20 protein-coding genes and 1 pseudogene are annotated in these 16,590 nt (G+C 39.7%); 8 read left to right on the top strand and 13 right to left on the bottom strand.

Annotated elements, in window-relative coordinates; genetic code table 11:
- Positions 1-21: 21 nt before the first annotated feature.
- The 5 genes from B4U37_RS04375 to B4U37_RS04355 form a co-directional block, all read right to left on the bottom strand.
- The gene (locus B4U37_RS04375; protein WP_088017247.1) at positions 22-873 is read right to left on the bottom strand and encodes a MurR/RpiR family transcriptional regulator; all 852 of its coding nucleotides are present in this window, start codon (positions 871-873) and stop codon (positions 22-24) included.
- A 6-nt stretch (positions 874-879) separates the two neighbouring features.
- A complete protein-coding gene (locus B4U37_RS04370) occupies positions 880-1,875 on the bottom strand; it encodes an N-acetylglucosamine kinase (RefSeq protein WP_088017246.1) in 996 nt (331 codons plus the stop codon).
- A 379-nt stretch (positions 1,876-2,254) separates the two neighbouring features.
- Positions 2,255-2,968: a hypothetical protein gene (locus B4U37_RS04365; protein ID WP_157663711.1), complete on the bottom strand. Its 714-nt coding sequence runs from the start codon at positions 2,966-2,968 to the stop codon at positions 2,255-2,257.
- Positions 2,969-2,995: 27 nt separating this feature from the next.
- Positions 2,996-3,742: a type I methionyl aminopeptidase gene (map, locus tag B4U37_RS04360; RefSeq protein WP_088017244.1), complete on the bottom strand. Its 747-nt coding sequence runs from the start codon at positions 3,740-3,742 to the stop codon at positions 2,996-2,998.
- Between the two features lie 529 nt (positions 3,743-4,271).
- A complete protein-coding gene (locus B4U37_RS04355; protein ID WP_088017243.1) occupies positions 4,272-4,652 on the bottom strand; it encodes an OsmC family protein in 381 nt (126 codons plus the stop codon).
- A gap of 150 nt (positions 4,653-4,802) precedes the next feature.
- Between B4U37_RS04355 and B4U37_RS04350 the strand changes: the two genes are divergently transcribed.
- A complete protein-coding gene (locus tag B4U37_RS04350) occupies positions 4,803-5,966 on the top strand; it encodes an MFS transporter (RefSeq protein WP_088017242.1) in 1,164 nt (387 codons plus the stop codon).
- Between the two features lie 305 nt (positions 5,967-6,271).
- A pseudogene (locus B4U37_RS22330) lies at positions 6,272-6,499 on the top strand (transposase); the annotation flags it as partial.
- Here the strand turns inward: B4U37_RS22330 and B4U37_RS04340 are convergent.
- From B4U37_RS04340 to B4U37_RS04330, 3 genes are all read right to left on the bottom strand, one after another.
- A complete protein-coding gene (locus tag B4U37_RS04340; protein ID WP_245840084.1) occupies positions 6,472-6,825 on the bottom strand; it encodes a sigma-70 family RNA polymerase sigma factor in 354 nt (117 codons plus the stop codon). The pseudogene B4U37_RS22330 and the gene B4U37_RS04340 overlap by 28 nt on opposite strands.
- Positions 6,826-6,962: 137 nt before the next feature.
- Positions 6,963-7,055 carry an AgrD family cyclic lactone autoinducer peptide gene (locus tag B4U37_RS22680; protein WP_425444106.1) on the bottom strand — a complete coding sequence of 31 codons (93 nt, stop codon included), beginning with the start codon at positions 7,053-7,055 and terminating at the stop codon, positions 6,963-6,965.
- A 161-nt stretch (positions 7,056-7,216) separates the two neighbouring features.
- Positions 7,217-7,654, bottom strand: a complete 438-nt coding sequence (locus B4U37_RS04330; RefSeq protein WP_088017240.1) for an SRPBCC family protein — start codon at positions 7,652-7,654, stop codon at positions 7,217-7,219.
- 242 nt (positions 7,655-7,896) lie between these two features.
- Here B4U37_RS04330 and B4U37_RS04325 point away from each other — a divergent pair, with 242 nt between their 5' ends.
- The gene (locus tag B4U37_RS04325) at positions 7,897-8,046 is read left to right on the top strand and encodes a BH0509 family protein (RefSeq protein ID WP_010191652.1); all 150 of its coding nucleotides are present in this window, start codon (positions 7,897-7,899) and stop codon (positions 8,044-8,046) included.
- 29 nt (positions 8,047-8,075) lie between these two features.
- Here the strand turns inward: B4U37_RS04325 and B4U37_RS04320 are convergent, their stop codons facing one another.
- The gene (locus B4U37_RS04320) at positions 8,076-9,035 is read right to left on the bottom strand and encodes a DMT family transporter (RefSeq protein WP_088017239.1); all 960 of its coding nucleotides are present in this window, start codon (positions 9,033-9,035) and stop codon (positions 8,076-8,078) included.
- 262 nt (positions 9,036-9,297) lie between these two features.
- On the opposite strand from B4U37_RS04320, the gene B4U37_RS04315 reads away from it, so the two are divergent.
- Positions 9,298-11,199, top strand: coding sequence for a heavy metal translocating P-type ATPase (locus tag B4U37_RS04315; RefSeq protein WP_148966155.1), 1,902 nt, complete (start codon positions 9,298-9,300; stop codon positions 11,197-11,199).
- A gap of 234 nt (positions 11,200-11,433) precedes the next feature.
- On the opposite strand, the gene B4U37_RS04310 is transcribed toward B4U37_RS04315, so the two are convergent.
- Positions 11,434-12,258 carry a YihY/virulence factor BrkB family protein gene (locus tag B4U37_RS04310; protein ID WP_088017238.1) on the bottom strand — a complete coding sequence of 275 codons (825 nt, stop codon included), beginning with the start codon at positions 12,256-12,258 and terminating at the stop codon, positions 11,434-11,436.
- 54 nt (positions 12,259-12,312) lie between these two features.
- Positions 12,313-12,669 (bottom strand): YtxH domain-containing protein, encoded by a 357-nt coding sequence (locus B4U37_RS04305; RefSeq protein ID WP_088017237.1) that lies wholly within the window; start codon positions 12,667-12,669, stop codon positions 12,313-12,315.
- A gap of 194 nt (positions 12,670-12,863) precedes the next feature.
- Here B4U37_RS04305 and B4U37_RS04300 point away from each other — a divergent pair, with 194 nt between their 5' ends.
- The 4 genes from B4U37_RS04300 (at position 12,864) to B4U37_RS21845 (ending at position 14,953) form a co-directional block, all read left to right on the top strand.
- Positions 12,864-13,088 carry a DUF1128 domain-containing protein gene (locus B4U37_RS04300; protein ID WP_010191662.1) on the top strand — a complete coding sequence of 75 codons (225 nt, stop codon included), beginning with the start codon at positions 12,864-12,866 and terminating at the stop codon, positions 13,086-13,088.
- A gap of 261 nt (positions 13,089-13,349) precedes the next feature.
- On the top strand, positions 13,350-13,517 hold the full coding sequence (locus B4U37_RS21850; RefSeq protein WP_157663708.1) for a hypothetical protein: 168 nt from the start codon (positions 13,350-13,352) through the stop codon (positions 13,515-13,517).
- Positions 13,518-13,606: 89 nt separating this feature from the next.
- The gene (locus B4U37_RS04295) at positions 13,607-14,473 is read left to right on the top strand and encodes a metal-dependent hydrolase (protein WP_088017236.1); all 867 of its coding nucleotides are present in this window, start codon (positions 13,607-13,609) and stop codon (positions 14,471-14,473) included.
- A gap of 315 nt (positions 14,474-14,788) precedes the next feature.
- A complete protein-coding gene (locus B4U37_RS21845) occupies positions 14,789-14,953 on the top strand; it encodes a hypothetical protein (protein ID WP_010191665.1) in 165 nt (54 codons plus the stop codon).
- Between the two features lie 143 nt (positions 14,954-15,096).
- Here the strand turns inward: B4U37_RS21845 and B4U37_RS22535 are convergent, their stop codons facing one another.
- Together B4U37_RS22535 and B4U37_RS04290 are read right to left on the bottom strand one after the other, a co-directional pair.
- Entirely contained in the window at positions 15,097-15,231 is a 135-nt protein-coding gene (locus B4U37_RS22535) for a hypothetical protein (RefSeq protein ID WP_010191666.1), read from the bottom strand.
- A gap of 66 nt (positions 15,232-15,297) precedes the next feature.
- On the bottom strand, positions 15,298-16,539 hold the full coding sequence (locus B4U37_RS04290) for a S1C family serine protease (RefSeq protein WP_088017235.1): 1,242 nt from the start codon (positions 16,537-16,539) through the stop codon (positions 15,298-15,300).
- Positions 16,540-16,590 lie beyond the last annotated feature (51 nt).

The raw sequence follows: 16,590 nt of genomic DNA, 5'->3' as shown, positions 1-16,590 counted from the left end.
ACCTTTTTTATGACACTCTTATTATCTGTATGTCTTATTGATTGTCTCTCTGGATTTTTTCAAATATTCGACTGATTGCTCAAAGTCAATCGCAGCAACTGCTGTGAATAATATATCTATTACATTCAATTGCGAGATTCTAGAAGAAGTTGCTGCACTTCGAATGGAAGATTCCATGGAAGAAATGGATAAAGAAATATCGGATAGTTCCTTCAGAGTATTATTTCCGTACTTCGTAATGGCGATTGTTGCAGCTCCTGCCTTTTGCGCTTCCCTTAATGCTTCAATCGTCTGTGTTGTTTCTCCCGAATACGATATCCCAACAGCTACATCACCCTTAGTCATCGTTGTAGCAGAAGTCAGTTGTAGATGGGAATCGCTGTATGCGGTGCAAAGTTTGTTTATCCGCATGAATTTCTGTTGTGCATCCTGCGCGATGAGCTGTGATGCCGCCACTCCGTAGAAGTCTATTCTATGTGCTTTATGTAACAACTCGACTGCTTTGGATACTTCCTCTTTATCAAGTAATTCCAATGTGTCTCGTAAAGATTTAATATTGTTTTCGGTAATGGTTTTCATAAATGTCGGAATATCTGCGTTATATTTAAACTCATGATATGCTTCTTGGCTGTTAGACGAGATGCTTGTAACATCCCCCGCTATGCGCAGCTTTAATTCTTTGTATCCGTCCAGGCCGATTTTCTTACAAAGTCTTATGATAGCAGCTTGGCTGGAATTGCTTTTATCAGCTAATTCCTTTACTGATAATGTGCAAACCTGCTCAGGGTTTTCAAGTATAAAAGTAGCGGCATTCCTCTCCGCCGGATTAATTGTTGATAACGCTTCACGTAAGCGTAATAGACCACCATTCATTTTCTATCATCCTTTAACATCCGTTTTCATCCATGTTGTTAACTCTTCTTCCAACCTTTTTACAAAAGAAGGCGTGATGTTTTTTCCCGTTTCCCTATGACTAGCATAGATAGCACCTGCCACAGGTTGTTGGGCTGCCAGCTTGAAAGAAAACGGCGAACGCTCTTTCAACCCTTTTTCTTGTAGATAGTTTATTATTACTTTGGCATGCTGATTGATTCCACCTGTTAACACAATAGGTATTTGCTTGTGGTCGCCTTCAACCTCATATAATTTATGAAAGAGTAGAGTAATATCTTTCAACATGCACTCTGCTGCTTCATACAGGAATTCGATGGCTCTTTCATCACCTTTATCAGCAAGCTCTAGCACGATTTTAGCAATGGAGGCAACACGGTCCCGGCTTTTCCCCAACTCATACATATTGGGTATCAGTTCTGGAATTGTATTTACATCGAATTTTTTGAGAATCAGAGTTGCCATTTCTCCAGGTAACTCGCCACGATCGAATTCGGAAAAAATACACTCTAACGCTTTTTTTCCTATTGCAAATCCACTATACCCATCGCCAATCAGGAACCCCCAGCCACCTACACGGTCACGTTTTAGCTTGTCATTAATTCCAAAAACGATAGAACCTGTTCCGCTGATACATACGATCCCCGGCTGGCCTTGTGTTTCAGAATATAGTGCTGTTACAGCATCATTATCAACAAAAATTTTTGCAAGCGGTCCCGTGAACTCTCTCAACAACTTGATGAACCATTCTTTTTTCCCGCCACTTTCAACACCAGAAATACCGGCAAAAACAACATCTTCTTCTGTAAGCGCTTTCCCTTTTGTTAAAATAGAGATCAACTCATTTATTTCTGAACGAACTGTTTCTTCTGTCGAACTATTCGGGTTAGAGGGACCTACTGTTTTAAATGCCAGGACCTTGCCATCCTCATCTACAGCCATTCCGGTAGTCTTGGTGCCTCCCCCATCAATGCCTATAATCATTGTTTATCCCCTAACACTTTTATTAAGATAAGTATAAATTTTCTGATATTTAGTGTCAACAATTATTTTTTATTTTGAAACTTAATTTCAAAAATGGTTCTAAAAAACCACTCGGGGTGAGTGGTTTTTTGACGTAGAAATTCACATGTAACTGTTGATCTTCGTTCCAGGCGCTTCGCTTTCCGCGGGCGGTCCGGGAGCCTCCTCGGGCTTATGCCCTGCGGGGTCTCCCATGTCCCTTCCTCCCGCAGGACAAGGAAGGCTACGGCAGCGATTCATCGCACGAAGAAAATGCGTTAGCATTTTCGAGGAGTCTGCGCGCTATCCACTACGATCAACAAGGTTATCGCATATTAAGTAGAATTAAGTCTATATGTTTTTATTCATCAACCCTAGTTTCTAAATCCACTTCTATACATTCTAGTTTATCATTGGACATTAATGCATCGAATAGTTGTTTGCTTCCTCCGAAAATCGTGAAATCAAGGTCATAGTCAGTGGACATGCACCAGCTGTGGTCTTCGGGCCACCAATAGGTAGGGGAGGCTAATCCGTCCATTTCCCCCTTGTTGTAAACAGTGAAAATATCGTTGAGTTTGCCTGTGTACAGGTGAGGGTTTTGTATTGTATCAATCGGGAGCCTGTCAATTAGTTTTAGGATATTATAATAAAAATAACATGATTGATCTTTTGTGAAGGGTGCCAATACCTTGGTCATTTCCTTCAGTATTTCAAGATTGATATGACCCTCATCAGGATAAATCAAGTATCTTGGGCAACCGCCTAGCTTTCTTTCAATCGCCGTACTACTAACTTTTTTGTCGTAAGGGATGCTGTATTTTAATGCAAGTTCTTTTAAGGTAATTCCTTCTCCTAAATCGATCTTTATGTCATGTTCAAGTGGATGAAACTGACTCCAGAGAAGCGTCTCATCTGTGATGCCTCGGTCTCGATAAAAGGTCGAATTCATGATTTTGCAATAGTGGGTATAGCCATTAGGGATTAGATTGCAAACCCTGCCACCATTCCAATTTTCAAAATCAACACTTACTGTACTTTCTTCTATCCACTCATAGGCCGTTAAATCATTCAAACTATTTATCAATTACATCTCCTCTTTCTATTGCTCTGTCAATATCACCGGCCCATTCTTTGTGATCGCTATGGTATGTTCATATTGGGCAGAAAGCTTTCCATCCACTGTCCTCGCTGTCCATCGATTATCATCCATTTTACTGTGCCAAGTTCCTTCGTTTACCATCGGTTCAATGGTGATGACCATTCCTTCTTTTAGACGGACACCACGTCCAGGCGAACCATAGTGTAACACTTGCGGCTCTTCATGAATGTTTTTGCCAATGCCGTGCCCGGTAAAATCACGGACAACCGAATACCCTTCTCCCTCTACATATGTCTGAATGGCATGACCGATATCACCCACCCTGTTTCCGATAACAGCCTGTTCAATTCCAATATATAAAGAGTTCTTTGTCACATTCATTAGTTTTCTCGCTGTATCACTCACCTCACTAACGGCATAGGTCCAAGCCGAATCAGCGAGCGCACCATTGAGATTCACTACCATGTCAATCGTGACAAGATCCCCTCTTTTTAGGGGAGTCTCTCTCGGGAAGCCGTGGCAAATCTCATCATTAATGGAGGCGCAGGTAGCATACTGGTACCCTTTGTAACCGTATTGCTCCGATTTAGCACCATTCTTTTTTAAAAATGCATCCACATATTTGTCTATTTGCATCGTGGTGATGCCGGGTTTGATCATTTTCGCCAACCGCCTGTGACAGGCTGCCAAAAGTTCTCCAGCCTTTGCCATTGCTTCTATTTCTCTTTCTGATTTTAGAATTATCATTGTTTTTGCACCCTTTATCTGTTTGTATTCTATATAGTATAAAATTTTCCTTTTTTATGATGATAGTTAGTTTATGAAAATACTTGTGGAAAGTGTTTTGGGGATTTGGGGTTCCCTCGATTTGTTTCGGAAGTCTAAATGTCCGAAGATTTTGGATTTTTGGCCGAAGTTTCCGTGAATTTGACCTAAGATTTGGCGAAGTTGACCGAAGATTGATGTTAAATGACCGAACGAAATTTTGGGGTAGTCCAAAGGTGGGGGAAAGTTGACCGAACCCACCCCCTCAATTGTCCGAACACACCTAATATGCGAGGAAAATGTCCGAACCACCGCACAAAATGACCGAACACTTTTAGAAGTGAATTAAAGTAAGTGTTTTTGCTGATTTTCTCCAAAATTAGCTCCATGATCTGTGCTCTATCCCTAATGAAAAAGACCAATTACCTAAAACCAATTCTAGTAAGGGCAATTCCCAATTGAACAAACTAAAAAGCACTATCCAACTCAGTGGACAGTGCTTCATCATATATCAAACCAATTCAAATGTCTCTTCAATTTCAATGCTGCCTTTGACTGATTGGACCATCGGGCAGTTCTTGCTGGCAAGTTCGATGGCAGACTCGATTTTGCTTTCTACCAGGTCTTTTCCTTTTATCGTGTAATGAATATGTATCTTCTCGATTCGGTTCGCTTCTTTTTCATTACGTGTCACATCCGCTTTTATGGCTATGTCTTCAATTTCTAGACGCTTTTTCTTTAGAATGCTCTTTAGCACGCCTCCGCTGCAGACTGCGATGGACGATACCATCAATTGATATGGACGGAAACCATACTGCTCATCCCCTGCAACATGTAATTCTCCATATTCGAGATTCGTTGTAAATCCGACTTCTTTCATCTTGAATTCCATTTGGCTGTCATCTCCTTCTTTCTATAGAATAGCAAATCGGCAAATAATCCTGCCAGTTTTTTGTTTGCTACGTATTATCCATTCCAAAATGGTCATAAGTTATGTAGAATTAGGGATGGTAAAAATACTTAACTTTCGAGGTTGCATCTTATGAATCGTTTCCGTTTTTGGATCCTTGTATCCATTGTCGCAGTTTCCGGCTTCAGCCAAGGAATGCTGCTACCATTAATTGCTGTCATTTTTGAAAATAGTGGTGTCTCCTCCACTTTAAATGGATTGAACGCTACTGCCTTATATATAGGAATCTTACTTGCATCACCTTTTATGGAACAGCCATTACGTAAATACGGCTACCGTCCTGTTATATTGGTTGGTGGTTTTCTGGTGGTTGTATCACTTGCCCTTTTTCCATTATGGCAAAGCTTTTGGTTCTGGTTTGTACTGAGGTTGCTGATCGGAATCGGGGACCACGCCTTGCACTTTGCAACACAAACTTGGATTACATCCTTCTCTGCTGAAAATGTGCGCGGACGAAATATATCACTATATGGCGTGTTTTTTGGAATAGGCTTTGCAACTGGACCATTAATGACGCCACTAGTCGAAATTAATCAGGCCCTACCTTTTATCGTATCTTCCATTCTTTGTTTGATAGGTTGGTTGTTCTTATTTTTCCTGAAAAATGAACATCCAGAACAAGAACTTGGAGTGAATTCGTTCTTCGAGACCATCAAACGTTTTCGTAAAGCTTGGAAGTACGGCTGGATTGCATTCCTTCCACCTTTAGGTTATGGGTTTCTGGAAGCTTCACTGAACGGTAGTTTTCCCATCTATGCTTTGCGAACCGGTATTGAGGTCGGAAGTGTTTCGGTATTACTGGCATCCTTTGCTATTGGTGGAATCGTTTTTCAGCTGCCACTTGGGATATTGAGTGACAAATTTGGTCGTCGGAATATCTTATTAGTCATTCTTTCCCTGGGTTGCTTAAGTTTTGTAACAGCAAGTTTCCTAGAAGGTACATTTATTGCATTGGCTGTATGCATCTTCATTGCAGGAATGCTTGTGGGATCTACCTTCTCGCTCGGTATCAGCTACATGACAGACCTGATGCCAAAAAACCTGCTCCCGACTGGAAACCTAATGTGCGGAATCGCCTTTAGTATTGGAAGTCTGGGCGGGCCATTCTTTGGAGGACTTTTCATTCAATACTTTTCAGACATCAGCTTTTTCCACATCATCAGCTTTTTGCTGTTTGTGATATTTTTGTTAACCTATTCTTTTGGAGAGCGCGGATTGGTTGCAGTGAAAGGGTAGACCAGGATAAGAAAAAAGCATATCTATACGAAATACGTTTCAGACTGTAGACAAACTCGATGGAAATCGAGTCTGTCTACAGTTTTTTTGTTTTCGTAAAGCGGTTGATTTCCGTTCCAGGCGCTTCGCTTTCCGCGGGCGGTCCGGAAGCCTCCTCGGCTATGCCTGCGGGGTCTTCCCTGTCCCTTCCTCCCGCAGGAGTCTACGCGCCTTCCACTACAATCAACTGGGGTTCTACATTTTATCGTAGAATGAAAGCTTATCCTGTTTTAAAATAAATACATATTATACATGAGGTGATGACGATGCTTTCGAAAAACAACCCAATCCAACGAGATCAGTTAGAAATGGTTGCCTTAGACCAGCTTGTTCCACTAAATCACTTAGTCCGCAAGAGGGAAGCTACCATTGACTTTTCTTTTATTTATGATGTGGTGAAGGATGTCTATTCGGAAGTAGGTCGTCCAAGTATTGACCCTGTTATTCTTATTAAACTAACTTTCATTCAGTACACTTTTGGAATTCGTTCCATGCATAGCGTATCAGATTCAGGTGTATTTACCTCAAAAAACCGGGGCTCTACCTCCGCTTTAGAAACAAAATTTCGAAAGCTCCACAATTTCAATGCATCCTTCGACTTATTAACTGTAATTCTGATTAACCAAGTTTTATAAGAGCTCTCTTTTCTAAAAGAATCAAGATGATGATAACAGCTGATAAAAACTTCCTGAATAATATCCTCAGCAAGCGACTCGTCCTTTACATAGAGAAATGCTATGCGTTTCAATTCTGTTCCATAATCATCTATTAGTCCTTCAAGTAAACTTTCTTTTGAATAAAATACTTTATTTTCCGCCATAATTTCCATATTCCTCCTCCCTTCCCATTATAGACGACGCTCGAGTAAGGGTAGTTTCTTATTTTGTAAAAATAGTATCAATAAATGGTCTCAATAAAAAACATCGATTTTCCTATTAATTAGGATAACCGATGTTTTTAGCCGATCATTAATCCCAAAACATAAGCTAGAAACTTTGGTTGGTAATGGAGAAACCAACATGTAAGTGAACTATTTTTTACACTGATCAATATGGTACAAAAGCTCTTATATCTGCATAAGTTTTGCAAAGGGAACAGCAATAAATCTTTTGATTCTTTTCCTTATAAATGAAATAGGTTCTTATTTTTTTCTTACAAAAATAACATGTCTTTTTGAAAAACATTATTAGTCTCCTTTATCCTTCCGGAATCTATTCCTTCTCCAATATACCCTTTATTTTCTTCAAATCTTTCTCGTTTGCCTTTTTCATCATGGTTGCCATGACAGGTGAGAATAGTTTGGAAAAACCTTTTGGTTCTCCCTTATTTTGTAGTGTCATCTTAGTTGTGTTGGTATTAATAGCTGTCCATGTATAAGTTGTTTCCATTGGGAATGGGCCTTGGGCAGTTTTCATCGTTAATTTTTCACCTGGTACGAATTCAACAATTTCATATATGTATGCGAGCTCCTTGCCAAGAAATTTTGCTTTAAACGCAATTTGCGAACCTAACTGCAAAGGCTTGGGGGTTCTCCAATCGGACGAATCGATATTATCATACCAAATCGGCGCATGATCTGGATTTGCTGCATAGTCCGCTACCTGCATTTTCGGACAGTTAATTATAATCTCTGTTATAACATTCACCATAAATTATCCTCCTGACTCAAAATAACTCAATATAATATCTAATCCTACCATACCGCTAACATCTGGAATACATACATTACACCAACCTTTCCCTTTGTCACACCACCTCATTACCGCGACATAAAGGGGTCTGACCCTTTTTTAAAAAAATTCTCAAAAAGTTGTTCCATTTCTAAATATTCTGTTATATAATAATATCAATCGAATATACACTGTACTAATACAAAGGAGGAGAATGAAACATGAGCAGACAGGAACGTAAAAACATGATTAATTTTATTGAAGTGATGAAGAAGGCGGATCGTGAGTCGTTAGCTTTTATGACGGACGCCGACATCGAGCATTTATACAATAATGTTTACGAGCAAATGATGATTCATCAGAGCCTTTAAACAAATGAAAAAACTGCAATCCTCCCATATCAAGCGGAAGATTGCAGTTTTTCTTTTGGTGCTTTATCGGCTGACTTTTGTCCATTCACAACAATAATGCCTACAACCACAAGCATTAACCCAATCAAAATCGTATAGTGCATAACCTCATTTAAAAACAAACCAGATAGTAACACACCAAATACCGGTACTAGGAACAGGTACATCGATACTTTCCCAACCTTGTTATATTTCATGACATTGTTCCACAATATAAAGCCTGCTGCCGATAAAAATGCAAGATACACCACAAGTAACAGCGTATAACTATTAAAGTCAAATGGAAGAAACCCTGCACTCGCTCCACCAACGATAATTAATCCTATTGACCCGAACAACATTTGATAAGCCGTCAAATAGGATACATCCATGGATGCCGCACGTTCCTTTGCCATGATGTTTCCATAAGCTGAGGCCATCATAGCAAGCAACAACAATAACTCTCCAATACCAAACTGAAAGTCCGCTCCTGCTTTTGGCAAATTAACAATCAACACTCCCCCGAAGCCGAGGGCAATTCCAAGCCATTTTCGTACAGACAATGAATCGTCGGCATATAAAAAATGAGCAAACAGGATTTGAAAAAACGAAGCTGTACCTGCAATAACCGCTCCTTGCATGCCAGTTGAATAACTTAATCCAAAGTAAAACAATAAATATTGCAAGAAAGTCTGAACAAGTCCTAACTGTGCCAATGGAACGATTGTCGCTCTTCTCAGTTTTAGCGATTGCTTGAATAGGGTAAAAAATAAAAAGATCATGACACCAGCGAGGAAGAATCGATAACCAGCAAATAAAAGCTGCTTGTCATATTCATTCGCTCCTATATTTAAAGCTGTATAACTTAGTTTAATTGCAGGAAATGCACTGCCCCATAAAAATGTTGCAAACATAGCCGCTGCAATGATCCCAAGCTTGCTTGTGAAAAATTTTTCAGCCTTCACGGCCATTCACCTTCTCTCCAAGCTACATTATACACAGAAGAATCACAGGTTACATACTGTATAGTCTTGGAAAAGAAAAAATACTGGATATCTTCATGTTAATAATCTATAATAATAACTAGATAATAATTAATATAATTTATTGATAACTACTCTCATTAAGTAATACACCTTATAAAGTATTGCTGCTATCACCATAGATGGCAGCTTTCGTCATTTAATAAGGCTAATGATGTTGATTATTTTTCTCAATTAGGAGGTCTATTGTATGAAAGAAATGACAGAAAATCCACAGAAAGATTCACTTTTTAATAGGTTCACCACTCATATTGAACTTATTTTTGCTATTATCTCAGGAATTCTTATTTTTACAGGATGGCTCCTTTTAAAGTTTGATGTTCAGACAGCTGCGGTTCCTATCTTTATTCTCGCTTTTTTGATCGGCGGATATTATAAAGCGAAAGAAGGCATTCAGGATACTATAGAAGAAAAAGAGCTGAATGTGGAAATGCTGATGATCATTGCGGCCATTGGTGCGGCCATCATTGGGTACTGGATGGAAGGTGCAATTCTTATTTTTATTTTTGCATTAAGTGGCGCTTTGGAAACTTACACGATGAACCGAAGTCAAAAAGAAATTTCAGCCCTCATGGATATTCAGCCTGAGGAAGCTTTAAGAATTACCGCTGACAAGGAAGAAAGGGTACATATTTCCGAACTTGCCATCGGTGATCACGTACTTGTAAAGCCTGGTGAGCGTATACCCACCGATGGGAACATTGTCCGAGGGGAATCCGCAATAGATGAAGCTGCCATCACTGGTGAATCCATCCCTCTTGAGAAAAAACAAGGCGATGGTGTCTATGCGGGGACCATGAACGTTAATGGCTCCATAGTGGTTGAGGTCACAAAACTATCTACAGAAACCTTGTTCCAAAAAATTATTAATCTTGTCCAAAATGCACAAAGTGAAAAGTCCCCTTCTCAACAATTTTTAGAACGTTTTGAAGGGCCCTATGTAAAAATAGTCCTTGGCGTTGTCGCAGTCATGATGGTCCTTCCTCATTTCCTGTTGGGATGGAGTTGGAACGAAACATTTTACAGAGCGATGATTTTACTTGTAGTTGCTTCTCCTTGTGCACTTGTTGCTTCCATTATGCCCGCAACATTATCGGCCATCTCCAACGGGGCACGCAAAGGAATCTTGTTTAAAGGAGGCGTGCACCTTGAAAACTTAAGCCACCTGCAAGCCATCGCATTTGATAAAACAGGCACGCTAACTAAAGGAAAGCCAGAAGTGACAGATGTGATCGTACGTGAAGATATCACACAAGAAGAATTTATCTATATCGTTGGCTCTATTGAAAGTTATTCTAACCACCCCTTGGCACAAGCTATCACTGCTTACGCCAAAAAGAACAGCCCTAAACCGCTACAGCGTCCTGATCAATTGGACGACAAGGCCGGCTGGGGAGTAAAGGGTAATCTTCACGAAAAAGAATATCTTGTTGGAAAGGCCGATTTTGTTGGTACAGATGCTGCCAAATTATTTGGAAATGGAGTTGCAGAAACCTTTACCAATGAAGGCAAAACGGTGGTTTACGTAAGTGATGACGCTGGAATTGTCGGCATCCTTTCTTTAAAAGATGTTATCCGCAAAGAAACCGTGGAAGCCATTAAGCAACTGCAAGCTCTTCACGTTCAAACCATTATGATTACGGGTGATAGCGAACGCACAGCCGCGGCAATTGCAAAACAGGCCGCTATTGGAAAGTATGTTGCAGAATGCTTGCCGGAGACAAAAGTAGAAACGGTGAAAAATTTAAAAGAGGAATATAACATTGTCGGTATGGTTGGTGACGGGATCAATGATGCTCCCGCACTTGCAACAGCAAACGTAGGCATAGCCATGGGAGAAGGAACAGATGTAGCATTAGAAACCGCTGATGTGGTTCTGATGAAAAATGACCTAGTTAAAATTGCCGAGGCCATTAAACTTTCAAAACGGATGAATAAAATCATCAAACAAAATGTCATTTTTTCCATTACCGTTATCATGCTTCTGATCAGCTCCAATTTCCTTCAGTTCATTGATCTCCCATTCGGAGTCATCGGCCATGAAGGAAGCACCATACTCGTAATCTTAAATGGGTTAAGGTTATTGAGATAAATACTACAATGTAAAAAGCAGCGGGTACATAACCTCGCTGCTTTTTGCTATCTAGTGGTAGCCATTTTGCCCGTTTGCACTACCTGAAGTTTTGTTCTTCGGTTTGTGCTTGGAGTTTTGTTTTGTACCGCCGTCTTTTTTCGTATGCTTTGTCATGAAAGTTCCCTCCGATTTGGTTAGAGTGTCTTTCAACAATAGATTTCCCTTTTGCTTAAAAAAGTTTTCTGGAAATTTTTATCGTACAAAGCTTTTCTTCCATTGCAGCAAGATTGCATTGATTTCTCCACCAATGATTATCATTAGGCCGGAAAGGTAAAACCACACCAACAAAACAATGATCCCTCCAAGACTCCCATACATCGCTGTATAGTTCCCAAAGTTGCTCACATAATAGGAAAACAACACCGACACGGACATCCAGCCAATCGTTGCAAAAAAAGAACCTGCAAGAACATCTTTCAAATGCAACCTGATGTTTGGTGCAGCTAAATACAAACAGGTAAAAACAAAAAACAAAATGACAAAGCTCACTCCCCACCTGATGGTATTCCAAATGGTGAGGAATTCTTCAGAAAGACCGTAGGAAGAAAAAATGAACAACCCGATTTCCCTACCGAAAACAGGCAATAATAGCGCCACAATAATGACAAAAACCATCGCAAGGGTCAACAAGATTGCCGTGCCCCTTACAATAAAAAAATGTCTGTTCTCATTTACATCAAAAGCTCGATTAAATGCCCGAACAATCGCATTAATTCCATTGGAAGCGAACCAAATCGTTGCAATAATACCAAATGACAATAGATCCCCACGTTGTTCATTCAGTATCCGCGATACATTTGATTCAATTAGAAGCATCGTATCTCCAGGAGCATATTGGTGAATCACTCCTAACACATCTTCCTGTGTAATCGGCACATAGGCAATCAACGTAAGCAAAAAAATTAAAAACGGAAAAAGAGATAATAAGAAAAAGTACGCTAACTCTGCTGACATTCCCAATGCTTCATTCCGATCCAGGCGATGAAACAGCTGTTTTCCAAAACGTAATATTCCCATTCACTCTCCTCCAGCACGACTCATTTACTCTATTCTATTGTGAGCAAGTCCACCTTACGACAAGTATTTATTTTTGCGCTCTGCTGAATCCAAATGCTTGGTAATGACCTCTTTTGTTTCAGAAATTATTTCAAGCATCTGCGGTGTTGTTTCTTTTAACTCATTCACTTTAGAACGAAGATAATCAATATCATTAGTTACATCTTCCACCGTTGTTTTAACAGATTCAATTTGATGACGAACTGAATCAGCAATTTCCTGTGGATGCTGTATCGCATACTTTAATTTTCCACCAACACACTTGCCATTATGTATGAAAGTGGTTCTTGTATTTTTATCTAATAAAGAAATGGCCCCTCCAATAAGCGCCCCTATCAACATTCCATCCACTAATTTATTTCTGTTCCCCATATTGTCCTCTCTCCTATCCATATCGTTTTTTCTTTTAATTACTTCTTCCATTATACTTATTCTTATTATAAACATATTTTGAAACTTTCACGAATCTTGTAATGGTTTAATACCCTAGTTTCCAGAAGAAGATACTGTTTTTTCCTCATTCATGATAAAATAAAGAAAAGCTTCTGTACGAAAGGACGGTTCAGATGAACTTAACAGAAAAATCAACTGAAAATGTAGAATATATGATCGAAGCCATTAAAGGAAAACTAAAAGTATTAAACCTTGGAGCCATCAAGCCTTCACACTTTGATGAAGAAATGTATGAAGAACTAAAAGATATTTATGAACTTGTCATGAGAAAACCATCATTCAGTCCCAACGAAATGCAAGCAATCGCAGAAGAACTCGGCAACCTGCGCAAACAATAATACGATTTACAAAGCACTTACTTCGGTAGGTGTTTTTTGTTGAAAATATAATGCAATAACCCAGTTGATTGTAGTGGAAGGCGTGCAGACGCCCGCGGGAGGAAGGGACAGGGGAGACCCCGCAGACGAAGTCGAGGAGGGTCCCGGACCGCCCTTCGGATAAGCGAAGCGCCTGAAACTGAAATCAACTTGTTAAAACGAAACAATCATAGTACTAGCCTTTCCCTCTTATGCATATAAGTGTACAGAGGGGGGATAAGCATGTTTTTTCTATACGCAGCAACCATAGGATTTGTCTTATTATTATTCTTACTGATGGGCATCTTTCTCTACAATGTCTCACTAGGACTTAACAAAAAAGACGCCATAGAAATCGATCCTCTGCCTCCAGAGCCGATAGAAGAAAATGAATCCATAAACGCAAAATGAAGCAGCCTCAAGAAGGTTGTTTCTTTTTTTATTTCCCCTTAATAAGGTAAAATAAAAAAAGAAATAGACATACAATGAGGTGGCATACCGTGGATACCATTACCCACACACTTTTTGGGATGACCATATTCGGCGCAGTGGATAAGCGTCAGGATGACAAAAAGACTAAAATAGCAATGTTTGTCACAGCTGTTGGGGCAAGCCAAATTCCTGACAGTGATGTTATCTCAAGCCTCTGGGACACAGAAGGCATGTATCAAATGTGGCACAGAGGGATTACTCACTCCCTGTTTATGGTTCCGATTTGGGCATTGCTCTTCTTTTTACTCAGTATCTGGTTTTTAAAAAGAAAAGATTGGCGCTTTCTCTTTGTACCACTCATTGCTGTATTCATACATAACACAGCAGACTTATTCAATGCATGGGGAACCGGCTATCTAGAACCCTTTTCCTCCATAAGAGTAACCTTTGGGACAATCCCTATTGTGGATTTTGTCATCTGGACAATTATTGCCATTGCCTTTTTCTCGAGAAAACTATGGAATAAAGAAAGACATCAACTTTATCGATTAGTATGGATATTGATTATTGCCCATGTTGCCATCCAAACAGGCCAGGGATATCTGTTGTACAAGCAATATGAAGATAAATACGAGCAAGTGGCACTGTCTGCAAGCTTCCTCCCATGGCATTTTTCTGTGATAGGTAGAAATGAACATACAGTGGAAATCTTTGACGACGCACTATTCACTAGCCCTAAATTGCAATACACCTTAAAGTCAGCAGAAGAAGCCGACTTGGACACACTATTTGCCGAAGTGCCAGAAGCAAAAACCTTATACGAATGGTCTCCCTTCGTCGTCATTGTCGATGACCAAGAAAGACTCGGCATCTACGACCCAAGATTCTACCGAAACGGCCAATCCTTTCTATTTGAATATATAGAAAAGCAGTAACACTAAGTATGAACAAATCCACCTTGCTGGTTGGAGTGAAAGACGCGAGACTTCTGCGGTTTATAATGATTTACAGCTGTTGATTGGAGCAAAAGGCGAAGACTCCTGAGGGAGATAGTGCTAGGTGGAGACCCCACAGGCTTTCCTAGGAGACTCCAGCAGCGCCCCTAGGAAAGCGAAGCCATTTGCGGAAATCAACAGCGGAGTTTGAGTAATTTCAGAATTTTTTTCGGTTTTTTTAGATTTAATGTATATTATTCTACTAAACTGGGAATACTATTATTAAATACTAAAAAACAAACGAGGTGCTTGAAGATGATAGTTTCAAAGAGATACTTTTTAACGGACATGGAACGTGAAAGTGTAGAACAAACATTGACTAACAAAGGCCACCTGCGTGAAGATGTTCTAGGAATGGATGATGAAGAAATCATTCACATCTATCAAAAATACATGGTTCAAGAATTAATTACAAAATAAAAGAATTCCCCCTTTTAAAACCGTGACAAGTGTCCGGTTTTTTAATTTGGCTAAAAATACTATAATACAAACACAAAAGGCGACCAGTTACCAAACTTGATAACAGGTCGCCTATATATATTTAAGGGGGGGAGTATATATAGTTATTGTGGGCTTAAGCCTTTAATTAGATCTAACCTTGGTTTTACAACTTCTACCTTAATTCCTTTAGCTTTGTACTTATCAACAATTTTCCTAACATCGATTCCTTTTTTTGCTTTTTCAACAGTCTTTTGCATGTTTTCATCCCTCTATTCATTAGATTATTGGACTTTCACACATACATATTTAATCTTCATATCCTTCTAGAACATTTGCTTCACTAGTTTCATTTCTGTTTCTTCTAATTTACCATCACGATAATAGGTAACTTTCATTGTATCGCCGATATTCTTTTGGCTATAAAGGAATTTTCTTAAACCAAGTGCGTCCTTTATTTCTTGGTCATCTAGTTTTACGATAACATCGTATTGTTTAAGACCTGCTTTATCCGCAGGGGAAGTCGGTTCTACTCCTGTCACGACAATTCCACTTTTCACATCTTCCGAAAGCTTCAAAGTAGACCTTTGTGCTTCAAGAGGAACATCTGAAAGTGAAGCCAAGCCCACTCCCATAAACGGTCTTTGTACTTCTTTATGTTTTTCAAGATCCTCAATGATTGGTTGAACAGCACGGATTGGAATGGCAAATCCTATACCCTCAACTCTTGATTGAGCTATTTTCATGGAGTTGATACCTATGACTTCACCACGAAGATTTACAAGTGCTCCACCACTGTTACCTGGATTAATGGCTGCATCTGTTTGAATAACATCTGCCTCCCAGTCTGGTTGGCCATTTTGATCTATATCAACGGGAATAATCCGCTCTTTTCCACTTATGATCCCTTGAGTCACAGATCCAAAAAATTCAAGTCCTAATGGATTTCCAATAGCAATGACCGGTTCTCCAAGCGTGATTGCATCAGAGTCACCGAATTTTGCAACTTGTTTGATGTTTGCATCATCCACCGTTAATACGGCTAAATCCGTTAGAGCATCACTGCCTACAACTTCCGCTTCTACTCTTGTTCCATCCACAAGACTTACTTCCACTTTTGACGCTCCGTCAATAACATGTGCGTTAGTTACAATATAGGCTTTGCCGTTCTCCTTTTTGTAAACAACACCCGAGCCGGTTCCTGCCTCTTGATCTCCCTGTCCACCGCGTGGGTCGAATAGGGAATTTCCGCCTCTTTGTATATTAACTACCCCAACAACAGCTTCAGAAACGTTTTCTACCGCATTTGTTATATTTGTTTGTATTTTTTCGTATTCCACCTGGTCTGTTTGAACAACCGAGTTGGTTTCCACACTCATTGGAGCTGTTTCCGAAGTACCCGCCTCATTGTTATCCATATAAAATCCCCAATCTAAAAGGACAGGTAACATCGCCACTATTCCAAGCGCTCCAACAACTCCTCCAGTCACAGCTGCAAACACTACTTTCCCGAAGCTCTTTTCTTTTCTTGTTCTCTTTTGAGTTACATGATCGTCATAATAACCCATACTTGGTTCACCTCATTATTTTTTATCTACTTCTATTAAACCCTATAAGAA

The sequence above is a fragment of the Sutcliffiella horikoshii genome, assembly GCF_002157855.1.
GTDB lineage: Bacteria > Bacillota > Bacilli > Bacillales > Bacillaceae_I > Sutcliffiella_A > Sutcliffiella_A horikoshii_C.
The sequence above is the reverse complement of the archived record's forward strand: the minus strand, read 5'-3'. Positions and strand labels throughout refer to the sequence as shown.

Bases quoted from the DNA above. Each gene is read 5' to 3' on its own strand.
- B4U37_RS04375 (WP_088017247.1), bottom strand. From the start codon at position 873: ATGAATGGTGGTCTATTACGCTTACGTGAAGCGTTATCAACAATTAAT.
- B4U37_RS04370 (WP_088017246.1), bottom strand. From the start codon at position 1,875: ATGATTATAGGCATTGATGGGGGAGGCACCAAGACTACCGGAATGGCT.
- map (WP_088017244.1), bottom strand. From the start codon at position 3,742: ATGATAATTCTAAAATCAGAAAGAGAAATAGAAGCAATGGCAAAGGCT.
- B4U37_RS04355 (WP_088017243.1), bottom strand. From the start codon at position 4,652: ATGGAATTCAAGATGAAAGAAGTCGGATTTACAACGAATCTCGAATAT.
- B4U37_RS04350 (WP_088017242.1), top strand. From the start codon at position 4,803: ATGAATCGTTTCCGTTTTTGGATCCTTGTATCCATTGTCGCAGTTTCC.
- B4U37_RS04340 (WP_245840084.1), bottom strand. From the start codon at position 6,825: ATGGCGGAAAATAAAGTATTTTATTCAAAAGAAAGTTTACTTGAAGGA.
- B4U37_RS04330 (WP_088017240.1), bottom strand. From the start codon at position 7,654: ATGGTGAATGTTATAACAGAGATTATAATTAACTGTCCGAAAATGCAG.
- B4U37_RS04325 (WP_010191652.1), top strand. From the start codon at position 7,897: ATGAGCAGACAGGAACGTAAAAACATGATTAATTTTATTGAAGTGATG.
- B4U37_RS04320 (WP_088017239.1), bottom strand. From the start codon at position 9,035: ATGGCCGTGAAGGCTGAAAAATTTTTCACAAGCAAGCTTGGGATCATT.
- B4U37_RS04315 (WP_148966155.1), top strand. From the start codon at position 9,298: ATGAAAGAAATGACAGAAAATCCACAGAAAGATTCACTTTTTAATAGG.
- B4U37_RS04310 (WP_088017238.1), bottom strand. From the start codon at position 12,258: ATGGGAATATTACGTTTTGGAAAACAGCTGTTTCATCGCCTGGATCGG.
- B4U37_RS04305 (WP_088017237.1), bottom strand. From the start codon at position 12,669: ATGGGGAACAGAAATAAATTAGTGGATGGAATGTTGATAGGGGCGCTT.
- B4U37_RS04300 (WP_010191662.1), top strand. From the start codon at position 12,864: ATGAACTTAACAGAAAAATCAACTGAAAATGTAGAATATATGATCGAA.
- B4U37_RS21850 (WP_157663708.1), top strand. From the start codon at position 13,350: ATGTTTTTTCTATACGCAGCAACCATAGGATTTGTCTTATTATTATTC.
- B4U37_RS21845 (WP_010191665.1), top strand. From the start codon at position 14,789: ATGATAGTTTCAAAGAGATACTTTTTAACGGACATGGAACGTGAAAGT.
- B4U37_RS22535 (WP_010191666.1), bottom strand. From the start codon at position 15,231: ATGCAAAAGACTGTTGAAAAAGCAAAAAAAGGAATCGATGTTAGGAAA.
- B4U37_RS04290 (WP_088017235.1), bottom strand. From the start codon at position 16,539: ATGGGTTATTATGACGATCATGTAACTCAAAAGAGAACAAGAAAAGAA.